This is a genomic window from Curtobacterium sp. MWU13-2055, assembly GCF_023242305.1.
Classification (GTDB): Bacteria; Actinomycetota; Actinomycetes; order Actinomycetales; family Microbacteriaceae; genus Curtobacterium.
Genome location: NZ_JALLIO010000003.1, coordinates 76,382 through 91,973, shown reverse-complemented (window position 1 = coordinate 91,973; position 15,592 = coordinate 76,382). Strand labels below are relative to the sequence as shown.

Sequence of the window (15,592 nt, the reverse complement as noted above, 5' to 3'; positions counted from 1 at the left end):
CCTAGCCGTCGTCACCTGCGTTCGGGTGACCGTGCACCTCAGGCGTCGCTCTCGACCGCCACGACGAGCGACAGCGGCAGCGTGCGCTCGACGTCGACGCTGGTGTCGCGCCCTCGGACGCGTCCGGCGGCGACCGAGGTCGGGATGATCGAGAACGGCCGTTCGGAGCCGTCCGGCATCCGCACCGTCAGCCGGATCGGTGTGCGACCGCGCACGGCCAGGTCGATCTGCCGCCCGAGCCACTCCTGCTCGGGTTCCGCATCGCCACGCTGGGTGGTCAGGCGGAGCCGTTCCACGAGTGCGTGCGCCGCCTGCTCCGGCGAGCGTCCGGTGGGGCTGCGCCGACCGGGAGGCCCGTGGTGCGTCTCGGGGCGGGCGCCGGTCGCGAGCACGGCCGGGTAGCGCTGGTCCTCGAGCGCGGTGTGCACGACGTGCGCCGGGTAGCGGGTGGTGAGCGTCGTCAGGTCGCTGCGCTCCCACGCCATCTGCCGGAGTTCGGCGTCCACACCGATCAGGTCGAGCTGGTCCGCGGTGCCGCGGACGACGGTGCCGACCCCGCCCTCGCCGCGGTCGACGACGATGCTGCCGTCGCGTCCGGCGACCTGGTCGACCAGGTAGGCGAGGGGCTGCGGGACGCCGGTCGACGACAACCGGGTGAGCAGCGCCAGGACGTCGTCACGGGAGTGCCCGGCACGGAACGCCGTGCGCAGGGTGTCCTCGGAGATGCGGTAGCGGGCGGCCAGACCGGGTGCCTCGAGCACGGCGACCGTGCGCAGGGCGGCGTCGTCGACCGGGGCGAGGGGCCCGGGGGCGATCACCGTCAGGTCGTGCTGCATGTACACCTGGCTGACGGTGCCGGGCAGGTCGTCCGCCGCAGGCCTGGCGTCACCGTCCAGCAACGCGCGGCCGGTGCTCGTGACGATGCCGTCGACCGCGAGTCCGAGCGACGCGGCGGTGCCGGCCGCCTCGAGCAGCACGGCGTCGAGCCAGCGGGAGCCCGCCGGGTACGCCCAGCGGCCGAGTGCCACGAGATCGCGCAGGTCGTCGTCGGCGAGTGCGAGGACCTCGTGCACCGCGGGGCCGAGGGTGTCCGCCCAGGCCGACACGAGGGTCGCCCAGCGGTCCGGCCAGTCGGCGACGAGCCAGTCCTGTCCGGCGTCGGTGACCGTCCACCGGCCGGAGCCCGGGTCGGCGAACCCGACCCGGTCGAGCAGTGCGAGGCGGCCGGGCACGACGTCGGCGTCGGTGCCGATGCGCTCGGCCAGGGTCTTCGCGAGCGGCGTCCCGATGCCGCCCTTGACGAGTTCGCGGACGGTGCCGGCGTCCACCGCACGCAGCAGCTCGGCGAGCACGGTCATGCTCGAGAACGCCTGCTCCGCGCCGGTGGTGCGCGCGCGGTCCTGGCCGGCCACGTCGTCGGCGTGGGCGGCGCGGTCGGGGCGATCCGGGCCTCCCGTCGATCGCAGTGCCACGAGGTCGGGGTGGGCGGCCACGCGTGCGGCGACCGCGTCGTCGACGGCGCCGTCCTCGTCGGCCAGGCCGAGCGTGATCGCCGGACCGAGGCGGTCGGCGTCCCCGCCGTCGCGGAGCGCCAGGATCGTGGCGCGGGGCAGGTGCTCGACGGCGGCGTCGACCGCGTCGTCGGTGCGGAGCGCCTCGGCCAGGTCGAAGAAGTCGGTGATCCGTTGCGGACCGGTCTCGCCGAGGGCGGCCGGGGGCAGGCTCCGCGCAGCGACGAGTCGTTCGAGGGAGTCGTCCGGCAACGCCCGGAGTCGGGCGGCCAGGTCGGCGGTGGTCGTCATCGTCCGGTGCCAGCGTCCGGGGCGGACGTCAGCGAGCCGTCCGGTTGGCTCGTGCGCGGCGCGTCCAGGTGATGGCGAGGAGCGTGAAGACCAGGACCATGCCGATCGGGAAGCCGACGAGCGGGATCGCCATGATCACCGGCCACGGCATGGAGCCCTGCGCGCTCGGGACCGTCAACCACATGACGATCATCGCCGCCATGCAGAGGAACGCAGCGATGAAGATGCCACCGACCATGAACGCCAGAGCGCGTTCGGTACGATTGAACGTCACCGGGGGTTCTGCGGAATCCTGCGGGTTCCCGGTTGATCGGGTCGGATTGGCCATCGACCCAGGATATCCGACGCACCACGGCCGTACCACGACCTCGAGGAGTCCACGCATGCCCACCGGCAAGGTCAAGTTCTACGACGACGACAAGGGCTTCGGCTTCATCACCGGAGACGACGGCGACCAGGTGTTCCTGCACGCGTCCTCGCTGCCCGAGGGCGTCGTGACCGTGAAGGCGGGATCCCGGCTCGAGTACGGCGTCGTGCAGGGGAAGAAGGGGTCGCAGGCACTGTCCGTGCGGCTCCTCGACCCGCAGCCGTCGTTGTCCCGGATGACCCGTCGCTCCGCAGACGACATGGCCGTGATCGTCGAGGACCTGGTGAAGGAACTCGACCGGATCAGCGGAGACCTCCGCCACGGCCGCTACCCGAAGAACGGCGATCGACTCGCCGCCATCCTGCGGCACGTCGCAGACCAGTTGGAGGCGTGACGCCATGACAGACAGCGACGCAGTACCTGTTGACGCAGCACCCGTTGACTTCACTGACCTGGCGCGGACCGCGCTGCTCGAGGTGACCCCCGAGTCGAGCATCGGCGCGCCCGTCGGCACCGTGGATGAGGGCGACGGCGTCGTCTCCGTCCTGTTCGCGAACCGCATGCCGGGCTACCCCGGCTGGCGCTGGACCGTCAGCGTCGCGAAGGTCGGCGACGAGGACCCCACCGTGCTCGAGGTCGAGCTGATGCCCGGCGACGGCTCGCTCGTCGCACCGGAGTGGGTGCCGTGGTCCGAGCGACTGGCCGAGTACCGGGCGGCGCAGGACCACGAGTCGGACGAGGAGTCCGACGACGAGGGCGACGACGACGAGTCGGATGACGAGGACGACGACGACTTCGATGACGAGTCGGACGACGACTCGGACGACGACGAGGACGCCGACTACGACGACTCGGACGACGACGAAGCCGACGACGAGTCGGATGACGACGAGGACGACGAGGAATCCGAGTTCGAAGCGGACGAGGACGACCTCGACGAACCGGACGACGACGACATCGATGGTGTGGACGTCGACGCGCTCGCCGACACCGCTGATGCGGACGACGAGGACGTCGACGACGCCCCGCAGCCCCCTCGCCGTCGTCGCGCGCAGCGCGTGCAGCCCGTCGACCCGGACGCCGACCTCGACGGCGCCCAGCTCGATGCCGGTGAGGTCGACCCGGACTTCCACCGCTCCTGACACGCACCCGAAGAACGACGAAGCACCACGGGATCCCGTGGTGCTTCGTCGTTTCCGTGGTGTTCGTCGCCGGCGCTGGCCCGCGCGACGGCCGGGTCAGCGCAGGGCGTCGACCGTGAAGTCGATCGCCTGCACGAGCTTCGCGACGTCGTCCGGGTCGATCGCGGTGAACGTCGCGACGCGCAGCTGGTTGCGCCCGAGCTTCCGGTACGGCTCGGTGTCGACGATGCCGTTCGCGCGCAGGGTCGCGGCGACGGCCTTGGCGTCGATCGAGTCGTCGAGGTCGATCGTGGCGACGACCTGCGAGCGGGCTGCGGGGTCGGTCACGAACGGCGTCGCGTAGTCGACCGACTCGGCCCAGTCGTACAGCGTGGACGACGAGGTCTTCGTGCGGGTGTCGGCCCAGGCCAGGCCGCCCGACTCGTTGATCCACCGGACCTGGTCGTCGAGCAGCAGCAGCGTCGAGATCGCCGGGGTGTTCAGCGTCTGGTTCAGGCGCGAGTTGTCGACGGCGTTCTTGAGCGACAGGAACTCGGGGATGTACCGACCGCTCGCTGCGATGCGCTCGACGCGCTCGATCGCGGCGGGGGAGAACAGCGCGAGCCACAGGCCGCCGTCGGAGGCGAAGTTCTTCTGCGGGGCGAAGTAGTAGACGTCGGTGGCGTCCACGTCGAACGCGGCACCACCGGCGGCGCTCGTGGCGTCGACGACGGTCAGTGCTCCGGCGTCACCGGTGGCGCGGACGACCGGGGCCATGACACCGGTCGAGGTCTCGTTGTGCGGGTAGGCGTAGACGTCGACGCCGTCGACGGGCTCGAGCGCGGCGAGCGATCCGCCGGGGGCCTCGACGACGTGCGGTGCCTCGAGCCACGGGGCGCCGGCGGCCTTGGCGAACTTCGACCCGAACTCGCCGAAGGACAGGTTCTCTGCGCGACGCTCGATGAGGCCGAACGCGGCGGCGTCCCAGAACGCGGTCGAGCCGCCGTTGCCGAGGACGACCTCGTAGCCCTCGGGGACCTGGAACAGGTCGGCGAGCCCGGAGCGGACGCTGCCGACCAGGTCCTTCACGGGCTTCTGGCGGTGGGACGTGCCGAGGATCGTGGCCCCGCGCGTCACGAGGGACTCGAGCTGCGCGCCGCGGATCTTGGACGGTCCGCAGCCGAAGCGCCCGTCGGTGGGGAGGAGTTCGGCGGGGATGACGATGTCTGCCATGCACCGATCCTACCGAGCGCGATCCCAGTGCTGGTGCGCCTGTACCGGCCGGACGGGGAGGGCTGGAGCGCTGCGGCCACGGCCCTGTTCTTGCCCCGTGCAAGTGTCGGTCGGAGTTCGTCGGTCCGAACAAGTAGGGTGGTGGCCGCTGGGCCCAGACATGAGAGGCGGACCGTGACCGATCTCGTCGACACCACGGAGATGTACCTTCGCACCATCCTCGACTTGGAGGAGGAGGCGATCGTTCCGCTGCGCGCTCGCATCTCGGAGCGCCTCGGTCACTCGGGCCCGACGGTCTCGCAGACCATCGCCCGCATGGAGCGCGACGGCCTGGTCGTCGTCTCCGGAGACCGCCACCTCGAGCTCACCGACGAAGGGCGCTCCCGAGCCACCCACGTCATGCGCAAGCACCGTCTGGCGGAGCGCCTGCTGGCCGACGTCATCGGACTCGACTGGGCGTTCGTCCACGACGAGGCCTGCCGGTGGGAACACGTCATGAGCGAGCAGGTCGAGGTCCGCCTGCTCGAGATGCTCGGCAACCCGACCGAGTCGCCCTACGGCAACCCGATCCCCGGCCTGGCCGAGATCGGCGGCCCCGCAGCCGCCGGGTTCCTCGACGGCGTGCAGAACATCGTCGCCGCGACCGAGGGGACCGACGCCGTCGCGACCGGTGTGATCCGTCGTCTGGGCGAGCCCGTGCAGTTCGAGCCCGAGCTCCTGCACCAGCTCCGCACGGCCGGGGTCATGCCCGGTCGTCTGGCGAGCGTGCAGCGCGCCGGGGCCTACGTCGCCGTCCGCGTCGAGGGTGAGGACTCGGGCATCGAGCTCCCCGTCGAGGTCGCGCAGCACGTCTACATCGAGCGGGACTGATTTCAGTGCCCTGACCAGGGCTTCTTTACCGTTTCGTTACAAACGGCCCGTTTCATCTCGACAAGGTAACGACGGCCCCGTACACTCGTCGAGTCCCCGCGCTGCGCCTGAGCCGGAGACCCGTGGCAGGACGTCTCGAACCCGTCTCCTGCCTCGATCGGAAACGATGACGAACGGATGGGGTTGCACGTCGCCGGACACCCACGGCAGCGTGATGACGAGACGCCGGAGACCACACCCTTGACGCAGACCGGTTCCGCCGCGGACGACCAGACGCCCGCCAACCCGACGAACACCGAGAACGCCACCGACGCACCGCTCACCCGACGGTCCGTCCGCCAGGCCGACACGCGCCCGACCCGCAAGGTCGTCCCGGTCCGCTCTGCCCCGCTCCCCGGTGGCCGTCGTGCCGCACAGGCCGCAGCCACCGCGACCGCTGCCAAGGCGAGCTCGTCGTCGCGCAAGCGCAAGTTCCTCGCCCCCATCGTCCTGACGGTCGCCGCCGGCATGTTCGGCACCGTGGCGGTCGCGCCGGCCTTCGCCGCGCAGACCTCCACCGGCACCGAGGCTGCGAACGCGCAGCGCCAGGTCCGTGCGACGCAGAGCCAGGAGTTCTCGGTGTCCGACGCCGTCGCACTGGCCGGCACGAGCCGCGACGGCTACGGCGCCACGTCGACCGCGACGCTCGACGCACGTGCAGCGGCCAAGCAGGCTGCAGCCGACCAGGCCGAAGCGACCGAGGTAGCCGCTGAGCAGGCCGAGCAGGCAGCATCGGCCACGCAGGCGGCGCGTGCCCAGACCGCCGAGCAGTACGCCTCGTACACCGGCCCGTCCGCCGCCGACTACGTGGCCAGCTCCAGCGCCGCGGACACCCCGTTCTCGCTGCCGGCCGTGGTCGCCACCGCCAAGCAGTACATCGGCACCCCGTACGTCTTCGGTGGCGCCGACCCGTCCGGCTTCGACTGCTCGGGCTACGTCATGTTCGTCTACGCCCAGTACGGCATCAACCTCGCGCACTCCGTGCCGCTGCAGGACCAGGCCGGCACCACGATCCCCGAGTCCGAGGCGCAGCCCGGCGACGTCGTCATCTTCAACAACGAGGCGCACGACGGCTTCTACATGGGCAACGGCATGATCATGGACGCCCCGAAGCCCGGCGGCTCCGTGTCGATCCGTCCGATCTGGACCAGCGACTACCACATCGTCCGCTTCGGCATCTGAGGCATCAGACCCGACCGCGGGGCATCGAACCCGTGAACATCGCCGAAACCGGCCCGTGCACCCTCGTGCCGGGCCGGTTTCTGACGTAGCCTGGCGCTGCACCGGTCCGCAAGGCCCCGAGCAGGGAGACCCCATGTCGTTGTTCCGCACGACCCGCACCATGGGTCGGCGCGCGCGCATCGACATACGGTCGACCACCGCCTGCGTGCACGAGCACGCCCCTGCATGACCAGAGCACTGCCCATCCGGGTGGTGCTCTTCGTGGTTCAGGGGACGTGTGCGCGAGCGACGGTCACCTGCGAAGGACCCCGGTCCGACGCACCCGCAGCGCCTGGAAGCCGTCCAGGCACGTCGGAAGGGAACCAATGCGCACTCTCGTCCTCAACGCCGGTTACGAGCCCCTCGCGGTGATCTCGTTCCGACGAGCCCTCGTGCTGGTCATGAACCAGAAGGCCTCCGTCGTCGCAGCCGACCTCGAACACCCGGTGACCGGGTCCACCTCGAGCTTCGATCGGCCGTCCGTCATCATCCTCACCCGGTACGTGCGCATCCCGCACTCGAGACTCGTGCCGGTGTCACGCCGCGGGGTCCTGCGCCGTGACGCCAACCGGTGCGCGTACTGCGACCGGCACGCGACGACGATCGACCACGTGCAGCCGAAGTCGCGCGGTGGGCAGGACTCGTGGGAGAACCTCGTGGCCTGCTGCCTGGCGTGCAACAACGAGAAGGGCGACCGCACCCCGCAGGAGATGGGGTGGCGGCTGCGTTTCCGTCCGAAGATCCCGCACGGTTCGTCGTGGGTCGTCCGCGGCATCGAGCGTCCGCAGGCGGAGTGGGACGAGTACCTCGTGGCCGCGTAGCGAGCCGTGGGCCCTCGTCCGTCGTCCCCCTGTCGCTACGCTCAGGTGAGGGCAGCTCAGTCGTAGCGCTCCGCCCGCTCACTCAGGACGAACGGACCCCGTCATGGACACTGCCCCTGCCCACCACAGTGCGATCGAGACCAACGGATGGCAGCGGTTCTGGAACCGCGGCGGCTGGTGGCGCGCCGTGCTGGCCGTCGTCCTCTACCTCGCCGTCTACGAGGGGCTCGGGTGGCTGAACGCCCACACGCTCGCCCGTGGCATCACCGCTGACGAGCTGTTCGCCACACCCCGTGGCGCCATCGTGGGCGTCGCCTTGCCGATCATCGTGATGGGGCTGTTGACCGTGGCCTTCGTCCGTACCCTCGGGTGGGGGCGCGAGGTCTTCGGCCGGCAGCCGCTACCGGGGCGCGGGTGGATGTGGATCGCCGTGGTCCTGCTGCTCGTGCCGATCGTGATCCGGCTCATCGCGACGAACTGGTCGTCGTACTCGGTCGCAGTGGTCCTCGCGGTGCTGTTCCTCGGCCTGTGCATCGGGTTCGCCGAGGAGCTCATCGCCCGTGGCGTCGCCGTGAACCTCCTCCGACGTGGGCACCACACCGAGCGGACGGTCGCACTGCTGTCGTCGCTGCTGTTCGGGCTGATGCACGCCTCGAACGCGATCGGCGGAGCGGCGTTGCCGACGGTCGCGATCACCGTCGTCTACACCTTCGGCATCGGCATGATGTTCTTCCTGTCGATGCGGGTCACCGGCAGCATCGTCCCCGCGATGCTCCTGCACGCCGCGACCGACCCCACCACGATCCTCGCCACCGGCGGGATCGACACCACCGCGGCGACCGCTGGCGATGCCGGCCTGATCGGCTTCGCCGGGATCTTCAACTTCGTCTACCCCGTGCTCGCGCTCCTGGTGCTCTTCCTCATCAAGGGTCGTGTCAGCGGTCGGGCTGCCGAGGTCGAGCCGGCCGGGGCAGCGGCGTGACCACCGACATCGGTCGACGCCGCGAGGTCCCGCGGCTGTTCTGGATCGCGCTCGTCGCCTGCGCGGTCTACGTGGTGATGGCCGCCGGCTTGGGGAACCTGCTCAGCGCAGCAGTCGACGGGGAGAACCACCCGATCGCCGACTGGCTCGCCGGTACCTGGATCCCGGTCGGCATCATGATCATCGTCGGGCTGTACTTCGCCCGTCGCTCCGGCTGGTGGAAGGACATCTGGCACGAGCGTCCCGTTGCGGTCGGGCGTCCCCGGCGCTGGTGGTGGCTCGCCGCACCGTTGCTGTCCCTCGTGTCCACAGTGATCCTGTTCAGCCTCGTGCCGTGGTCCGAGGCCTCTGCCGGGATCATCGTCGTCGTCCTGATCGGGGCCCTCGGTGTCGGCGTCGGCGAGGAACTGTACTTCCGCGGGATCCTCGTCACCGCGCTCCGCGCGCACCACTCCGAGTTCGTCGTCCTCATCGTCTCCTCGGTCATGTTCGGCCTCGCGCACGTCGTGGGGTACCTGATCGCGGGCCTGCCGCTCGGCTTGATCCTGTTCCAGGTGGCGTTCATCAGCATGGACGGCGCCCTGTACTACGCCGCGCGCCGCGCAACCGGGCGGCTGTGGGCGCCGATGCTCCTGCACGGGCTCAACGACGCTGCGCTGTTCCTGCAGACCGCCGGGCGGAACCACGAGGGCGCCGAACCCCCGGCCACCACCGGGGTCATCGAGATCGTGCTGATCGCGTTGTCCGTCGCGATCGCGATCAGTGTCCTCCGCGAGACGCTCCGGGATCGCCGCGAACGCCGCGCGACCGCCGACACGGTGGAACCGCGCTGACGCGAAGCTCGCGCCGACGAGAAGGGCGCCGCCCCGCGCGGGTCGTGCGCGGCGCCGAGTGAGCAGAAGGCGACGGGTCCCGGGTGGCCACCCGTCGTCTTGTGCTCACTCCGTGACGGACTGGAGGCACGTGGCGGGGCCGCCACGGGCCTCCAGGCCGTCAGGTGGGTGCGTTCAGAGCGCGCGCTTGCGGCCCGGCAGGAGGAAGACCGCAACGATCCCGAAGGCGATGTAGACGAAGTTGAACAGCGACGCGAAGGTGACCAGTGTGTGCGATCCGCCGGTCACGACGGCGTGCGCATCGTTGATGCCGCCCGCTGCCATCAGGGTGGTGGGGTCGGTGAGGGCGTGCAGGAGCATCGGGACGATGAGCCACCGGCTCACCCGGAGCGCGAGGAACATCATCGCGCCGAAGCCCATCGCGTAGCCGACCGTCGCGAACACGAGCAGTGGGTTGCCGCCGCCGAGCAGGTTCTGCAGGTGGATCAACCCGAAGACGACCGACGACAGCACGTAGACCGCGCGTTCGCTGTACCCGTGGTGTTCGAGCAGCTCGACCGTGAGACCACGGGTGAGGAGTTCTTCGGCGAACCCGACGCAGAGGCCGAAGAACAGGATCGCGAGGACGAGCGTGGGGGTGAAGCGGGACCAGTCGGTGCCGGCGAGCTTCATCACCGGCGGGACGACGGTGATGACGACCGCGATCCACATCCACCGCGGGGCGCTTGCCGTACGGCGGCGGAACAGGTGCGGCAGCCATCCGAGTGAGCGCGCGAACAGCAGCAGGAGCAGGCCCATCAGGCCGATCGGCAGGATCGAGGCCAAGAGCACGCTCATGGGGTCGCCGTACAGGTCGTCGAGGTCGATGAACGGCCGCACGAACAGGCCGATCAGCTGACTGATGCCGAGGTACACGAGCAGGTAGACGGCGGCGAGCAGGACCGAACGCCACCACCCGCCGCGTGCCCAGAAGCGTTGCCACGCGTTCGCGGTCGTCTGATCCGTCATGTGGTTTCCCCTGAGGTGTGTGTCGTGTGCGGTGCCTGGTGGGTGGCAGAGGGTCCCAGCCTGCCGTATCCCGGGTCCGCAGGGAGCACCCGCCGTCCTTGTGCTCACTCGGTGACCGCCGTCCGGGTGTCGGTCCCGCTGAGTAGCGTCGCGGGCATGGGTGAGACACCGCAGATCGACGACGCGACCATCGAGGACCTCCGCGGACGACTGCGGGCCACGCGCTGGCCGGACGCACCCGCCGGCGCTGGCTGGTCCCTCGGGGCGGACGTCGACGAGCTCCGGTCACTCATCGAGTACTGGGCCGACGGCTTCGACTTCGACGCGCACCGGGCGGCACTCGCCGCACTGCCCAGCCGACGGCTGACGATCGACGGCACCGGGATCCACGTGCTGCACGCCCGAGCGGGCACGCCCGATGCGCTGCCGCTCCTGCTCGCCCACGGCTGGCCGGACTCCGGGTGGCGGTACCGCAAGGTCCTGCCGATGCTCGTCGAGGCCGGGTTCGACGTGGTCGTGCCGGACATGCCCGGGTACGGGTTCTCCGACGCCCCGCCGCAGCCCATCGACGCCCGCGCGGTCGCCGGCATGTGGGCCGAGCTGATGACCGAGCTGGGCTACGAGCGCTTCGCGGTCGCCGGCGGGGACATCGGCACGCACGTCGCCCGCTACCTCGCGCTCGACCACGCCGACCGGGTCGTCGCCGTGCACCGCATCGACGGCGGGCTCGCCTGGCCCGGCATCGACCTCGACACGTTGTCGCCGGAGGAACGCGGGTTCGTCGCCGCGACCGCCCGGTGGCGCGACGCCGAGGGTGCCTACGCGATGATGCACCGCACCAAGCCGCAGACCGTCGCGGTCGGCCTGAACGACTCACCCGCCGGACTCGCCGCGTGGATCGTCGAGAAGCTCCGGTCGTGGAGTGACTGCGACGGCGACCTGTGGTCCGTGTACACGCAGGACGAGGTGCTCGCGCTGCTGACCGAGTACTGGGCCACCGGCACGATCGGTTCCGCGATGCGGATGTACCACGCGAACGCCGCCATCCCGCCGGAGCAGTCGGCCCGACGGGTCGAGGCGCCCTCCGGTTTCTCGCTGTTCCCCGGCGACCTGGTGGAGCCGCCCCGGGCGTGGCTCGAGCGGACGACGAACCTGGTGTCGTACCGGATGATGCCGCGCGGGGGACACTTCGCGCCGTTCGAGCAGCCGGCGCTGTACGTCGACGAGCTGACGACCTTCCTGGAGCCGTTCCGCCGCTAGAGTGGACGGGCCAGCCTCTGTAGCTCAATGGAAGAGCAGTTCCGTCCTAAGGAAACGGTTGGGGGTTCGAGTCCCTCCAGGGGCACCGAAGCCGGGCGCCGCGGATCACCCCGCGGCCGGCGAGTCCTCCGGGATCGGGTGCTCGCCCTGCCAGATCGTGTCGACCTGCGCGAACTCGCGCGGTGCGCACTGCGTGTCGAGGACGTCGACGGCTTCGGTCGGCGTCGACCAGATGTACCACGGGCCGGCGCCGGGGCCCGTGCTCGACCACAAGCCGTCGGCGTACCACGACGGCGCCACGTCGCCGATCGGGTGCCCCGCCTGCGCCATGCAGGCCGCGAGCCGGTCGAAGGCGGCGGTGTACTCGGCCAGGGTGATGGTGCCGTCGGCGATCGCAGCCTGCTGCTGGGGCGAGGGCTGCGCGATCCGTGCCGACCGGGCCCACGACGCCCACACGGCGTAGCGGGCACCGCCGCCACCGGAGACCGACACGGCGGCCGCTCCGGATCCGGTCAGCGGGGAGAGGCTCCATCGCGGCATGGAACCCGGCGTGCACGCGACGGCGTCCGCGACGGTCGTCCCGCCGACCTCGACCGTGAAGGTGCCGGGGTCGAGACACTCCCACGTGAGCGTCACCCGGTCGGCGCCCTCCGGCCGAGCGCCGAGGGAGAACGAGGCGTCGCCGTGGGTGACGGTGAACGCGGGGGAGCCGAGCATCGATGCGTGGTTGACCTCGACCGTCCCGTAGCGGGTCGTCGTCGCGAGCAGATCCTCGCGTGCGGCGTCCGCAGTGGCGCCGGGGAGCGCCGCAGCCGTGATCCCTCCGGTGAGTCCGGCGCCGACGGCGAAGGCCGTCACGACCGCGGCGACCGTGCCGCGAGTGGGTCGCCGCCGACGCGCGGGGTGGGCCGTTGCGTCGACGTCGGCGACGAGGGCGTCGCGCATCGCGGCGAGACGAGGGGAGATGTGGTCGTTCACAGTGTGCCTCCGAGGGGTTCCGCTGACGTCGAGTACTGCTGCTGGAGTCGTGCCTTCGCCCGGTGGAGCCGGGACTTCACGGTGCCCGGTGCGACCCCGAGGGCTGCGGCCGCTTCGCGTTCGCCGAGGCCTTCGAGCACGCAGAGCGTGAGCACCCGCTGGTCTGCGATCGGGAGCCCGCGCAATGCTGCGACCGCTTCGGCGTCGGTGAACGACTCTGCGGGGTCGGGAGCGGGGTCGTCGACCGGGAACCTCCCGAGGAAGAGCCGGTGACGGCGGGTGGCGCGGGTCAGGTTGTGCGCGGTGTTCGTCGCCGTGACGAGCAGCCAGGGCAACATGGAGTCGTCGACGAAGCGGACGCGTTCGCGCTTCCGCCAGGCCTCGAGGAACGCGATGGCCACGACGTCGTCGGCGTCGACCGGGGTGGGGACGAGGCCGACGGCGTGCCGGCGCAGGCGTGGGGCGTGGCGGTCGAAGACGCGTCCGACCGCTCGGCCGTCGCCGGCCATGCCCAGCGCCCAGTCCGCTCGGTCCCCCGTGATCTGGTTCATGCCCTGTATTGTCCGGGCGCAGCGGATCGGTTCCCGTTTCGCGGGACGAGTTCTCCACAACCGTCGCGCTGGACGGTAGCGTGCCCCGGTCTCCCCGTACGATTGACCCCGTGTCCAAGGTCCTGAGCAGTCTCCCCGTCGGCGAACGAGTCGGCATCGCGTTCTCAGGGGGTCTCGACACCTCCTGCGCCGTTGCCTGGATGCGCGAGAAGGGGGCGATCCCCTGCACGTACACGGCCGACATCGGTCAGTACGACGAGCCGGACATCGACGCCGTCCCGAGCCGCGCCCACGAGTACGGTGCCGAGATCGCCCGCCTGGTCGACGCGAAGAGCGCCCTGGTGGAAGAGGGCCTCGTCGCCCTGCAGACCGGCGCCTTCCACATCCGTTCCGGCGGCAAGACCTACTTCAACACGACGCCCCTCGGTCGTGCGGTGACGGGCACGATGCTCGTCCGTGCGATGAAGGAGGACGGCGTCGACATCTGGGGCGACGGCTCCACCTACAAGGGCAACGACATCGAGCGGTTCTACCGCTACGGCTTGATGGCCAACCCGCGTCTGCGCGTCTACAAGCCGTGGCTGGACTCCGAGTTCGTCGAGGAGCTCGGCGGTCGCAAGGAGATGAGCGAGTGGCTCGTCGCCCGCGGCTTCCCGTACCGCGACTCCACCGAGAAGGCGTACTCGACCGACGCCAACATCTGGGGTGCCACGCACGAGGCGAAGAGCCTCGAAGAGCTCTCGAGCGGCCTGGACATCGTCGAGCCGATCATGGGCGTCGCCGCCTGGCGTGACGACGTCGAGGTCGCCACCGAGGTCGTCAGCATCCGCTTCGAGGCCGGACGCCCCGTCGCGATCAACGGCCAGGAGTACACGGACGCCGTCGCACTCGTCTACGAGGCGAACGCGATCGGCGGTCGTCACGGCCTCGGCGCGTCCGACCAGATCGAGAACCGCATCATCGAGGCGAAGAGCCGCGGCATCTACGAGGCACCGGGCATGGCCCTGCTGCACATCGCCTACGAGCGGCTGCTCAACGCGATCCACAACGAGGACACGGTCGCGTCGTACCACAACGAGGGCCGTCGCCTCGGGCGCCTGATGTACGAGGGCCGCTGGCTCGACCCGCAGTCGCTCATGCTCCGCGAGTCCCTGCAGCGCTGGGTCGCGTCGGCCGTCACCGGCGAGGTCACGTTGCGCCTGCGCCGCGGCGACGACTACACGATCCTCGACACCACGGGTCCGGCGCTGTCGTACCACCCCGACAAGCTCTCGATGGAGCGGGTCGGCGACGCCGCCTTCGGTCCGGACGACCGCATCGGTCAGCTGACGATGCGCAACCTCGACATCGCGGACTCCCGCTCAAGGCTCGAGCAGTACGCGGCCGCCGGTCTCATCGGCGGTGCGACGGCCGAGCTCGTCGGCGAGCTCGAGGCGGGCGAGTCCGAGGAGATCCTCGGTGGCGCCGTCATCGCCTCGGACGCCGAGGACGCACTCGGACGCCGGACGGACCTCGCCTCCGAGGGCGCAGCCTTCGACTCCGGCACCGACTGACCAGAGCGAGACCACGCGACTGGTCACGTGCCCTGATGGCACGGACCCGACGGACGGGAGGCGCGGTGCCAGCTGGCACCGCACCTCCCGTCCGTCGTCTTGCCCCGGCTCAGGCCGCGGCGCCTCCGAGCAGCAGCTCCAGTTGCTCGACGACCAGGTCGGGCCGCGTGATGAACGGGTGGTGCCCGGTCGGCACGTCGACGCTCCGCGTCGCCCGCGCCGCGTGCGCGCGCTGCAGCCCCACGGTGGTGCTGCGGTCCTCGGTACAGACGAGATAAGTCGAGTCGACGTCCTGCCACCCTGCTGCCGTCGTCGGCGTCACGAACGCCCCCGCCGACTGGGCGGTCACCCGGTCCCAGGCGGCCTGCTGGGTGCTCGTGTCGGCGTCCTGCAGGAAGCGGGCACCGAAGGACCCAGCGTCGTACCCGGCGACGGCGAGGACTCCTTCACCGGCCGGGCCGATCGACACGGGGACCGGCTCGTCGGCCATGATGCCGGCCTGCGCGGAGCCGACGTCGGGCAGGTACGAGGACACGTACAGCAGGTGAGCGACGGCGCCGTGCCGTCCGGCCTCGGCGATGACGGTGCCGCCGTAGGAGTGCCCGACGACGATCGCCCCGTCGCTGTCGTCGAGGGCGGCACGCAGGGCGGCTGCGTCCTCGGCGAGCCCACCGTCGGGGTGTCCCGACGGCCCCTCGCCACAGGACGGCAACGAGACCGCTCGGCTGCGGATGCCGGTGCGGCCGCGGGTTCCGGTGCGACTGTGCAGCAGGTCGGCGGTGGGCTGCCACCACCAGGCACCGTCGCGGACCAGGGCGCCGTGGACGAACAGGATCTCCATGCCCCGACGCTACGGCGATCCGGGCGGCGGCGTGCGATCGGCCGAGAAGCGCACCGCGCTCGACGGCGTCGGACGCAACCCCTACCGTGGAGGTACCGGATCGGTCATCAGG

16 protein-coding genes and 1 tRNA gene are annotated in these 15,592 nt (G+C 70.9%); 10 read left to right on the top strand and 7 right to left on the bottom strand.

Features of this window, described 5'->3' with window-relative positions; translation table 11 throughout:
* Window positions 1-38 precede the first annotated feature (38 nt).
* Both M4960_RS08090 and M4960_RS08085 read right to left on the bottom strand, forming a co-directional pair.
* Window positions 39-1,802 (bottom strand): helicase-associated domain-containing protein, encoded by a 1,764-nt coding sequence (locus M4960_RS08090; protein ID WP_173168843.1) that lies wholly within the window; start codon window positions 1,800-1,802, stop codon window positions 39-41.
* Window positions 1,803-1,830: 28 nt separating this feature from the next.
* A complete protein-coding gene (locus M4960_RS08085; protein WP_123340886.1) occupies window positions 1,831-2,076 on the bottom strand; it encodes a hypothetical protein in 246 nt (81 codons plus the stop codon).
* Between the two features lie 109 nt (window positions 2,077-2,185).
* Here M4960_RS08085 and M4960_RS08080 point away from each other — a divergent pair, with 109 nt between their 5' ends.
* The gene (locus M4960_RS08080) at window positions 2,186-2,563 is read left to right on the top strand and encodes a cold-shock protein (protein ID WP_131846066.1); all 378 of its coding nucleotides are present in this window, start codon (window positions 2,186-2,188) and stop codon (window positions 2,561-2,563) included.
* 4 nt (window positions 2,564-2,567) lie between these two features.
* Window positions 2,568-3,311, top strand: coding sequence for a DUF3027 domain-containing protein (locus M4960_RS08075; protein WP_248703978.1), 744 nt, complete (start codon window positions 2,568-2,570; stop codon window positions 3,309-3,311).
* A 96-nt stretch (window positions 3,312-3,407) separates the two neighbouring features.
* Here the strand turns inward: M4960_RS08075 and serC are convergent, their stop codons facing one another.
* Window positions 3,408-4,523, bottom strand: a complete 1,116-nt coding sequence (gene serC, locus M4960_RS08070) for a phosphoserine transaminase (RefSeq protein WP_248703977.1) — start codon at window positions 4,521-4,523, stop codon at window positions 3,408-3,410.
* 174 nt (window positions 4,524-4,697) lie between these two features.
* On the opposite strand from serC, the gene M4960_RS08065 reads away from it, so the two are divergent.
* From M4960_RS08065 to M4960_RS08045, 5 genes are all read left to right on the top strand, one after another.
* A complete protein-coding gene (locus M4960_RS08065) occupies window positions 4,698-5,393 on the top strand; it encodes a metal-dependent transcriptional regulator (RefSeq protein ID WP_111085212.1) in 696 nt (231 codons plus the stop codon).
* A gap of 177 nt (window positions 5,394-5,570) precedes the next feature.
* On the top strand, window positions 5,571-6,614 hold the full coding sequence (locus M4960_RS19670; protein ID WP_308221999.1) for a C40 family peptidase: 1,044 nt from the start codon (window positions 5,571-5,573) through the stop codon (window positions 6,612-6,614).
* A gap of 365 nt (window positions 6,615-6,979) precedes the next feature.
* The gene (locus M4960_RS08055; protein WP_111085210.1) at window positions 6,980-7,474 is read left to right on the top strand and encodes an HNH endonuclease; all 495 of its coding nucleotides are present in this window, start codon (window positions 6,980-6,982) and stop codon (window positions 7,472-7,474) included.
* 103 nt (window positions 7,475-7,577) lie between these two features.
* Window positions 7,578-8,456, top strand: a complete 879-nt coding sequence (locus M4960_RS08050) for a CPBP family intramembrane glutamic endopeptidase (protein WP_248703976.1) — start codon at window positions 7,578-7,580, stop codon at window positions 8,454-8,456.
* Entirely contained in the window at window positions 8,453-9,289 is an 837-nt protein-coding gene (locus tag M4960_RS08045) for a CPBP family intramembrane glutamic endopeptidase (RefSeq protein WP_248703975.1), read from the top strand. Before M4960_RS08050 ends, M4960_RS08045 begins: the two co-directional genes overlap by 4 nt.
* A 174-nt stretch (window positions 9,290-9,463) precedes the next feature.
* On the opposite strand, the gene M4960_RS08040 is transcribed toward M4960_RS08045, so the two are convergent.
* Window positions 9,464-10,297 (bottom strand): CPBP family intramembrane glutamic endopeptidase, encoded by an 834-nt coding sequence (locus M4960_RS08040; protein WP_248703974.1) that lies wholly within the window; start codon window positions 10,295-10,297, stop codon window positions 9,464-9,466.
* A gap of 156 nt (window positions 10,298-10,453) precedes the next feature.
* On the opposite strand from M4960_RS08040, the gene M4960_RS08035 reads away from it, so the two are divergent.
* Together M4960_RS08035 and M4960_RS08030 are read left to right on the top strand one after the other, a co-directional pair.
* A complete protein-coding gene (locus M4960_RS08035; RefSeq protein ID WP_248703973.1) occupies window positions 10,454-11,557 on the top strand; it encodes an epoxide hydrolase family protein in 1,104 nt (367 codons plus the stop codon).
* Between the two features lie 13 nt (window positions 11,558-11,570).
* Window positions 11,571-11,642: transfer RNA gene (locus M4960_RS08030), tRNA-Arg, on the top strand.
* 20 nt (window positions 11,643-11,662) lie between these two features.
* On the opposite strand, the gene M4960_RS08025 is transcribed toward M4960_RS08030, so the two are convergent.
* On the bottom strand, window positions 11,663-12,535 hold the full coding sequence (locus tag M4960_RS08025; RefSeq protein ID WP_248703972.1) for a hypothetical protein: 873 nt from the start codon (window positions 12,533-12,535) through the stop codon (window positions 11,663-11,665).
* Entirely contained in the window at window positions 12,532-13,086 is a 555-nt protein-coding gene (locus M4960_RS08020; protein WP_123312044.1) for an RNA polymerase sigma factor, read from the bottom strand. Before M4960_RS08020 ends, M4960_RS08025 begins: the two co-directional genes overlap by 4 nt.
* A gap of 110 nt (window positions 13,087-13,196) precedes the next feature.
* Here M4960_RS08020 and argG point away from each other — a divergent pair, with 110 nt between their 5' ends.
* The gene (gene argG, locus M4960_RS08015; protein WP_131877443.1) at window positions 13,197-14,639 is read left to right on the top strand and encodes an argininosuccinate synthase; all 1,443 of its coding nucleotides are present in this window, start codon (window positions 13,197-13,199) and stop codon (window positions 14,637-14,639) included.
* A 109-nt stretch (window positions 14,640-14,748) separates the two neighbouring features.
* Here the strand turns inward: argG and M4960_RS08010 are convergent, their stop codons facing one another.
* Entirely contained in the window at window positions 14,749-15,480 is a 732-nt protein-coding gene (locus M4960_RS08010) for an alpha/beta hydrolase (RefSeq protein ID WP_173170882.1), read from the bottom strand.
* Window positions 15,481-15,592 lie beyond the last annotated feature (112 nt).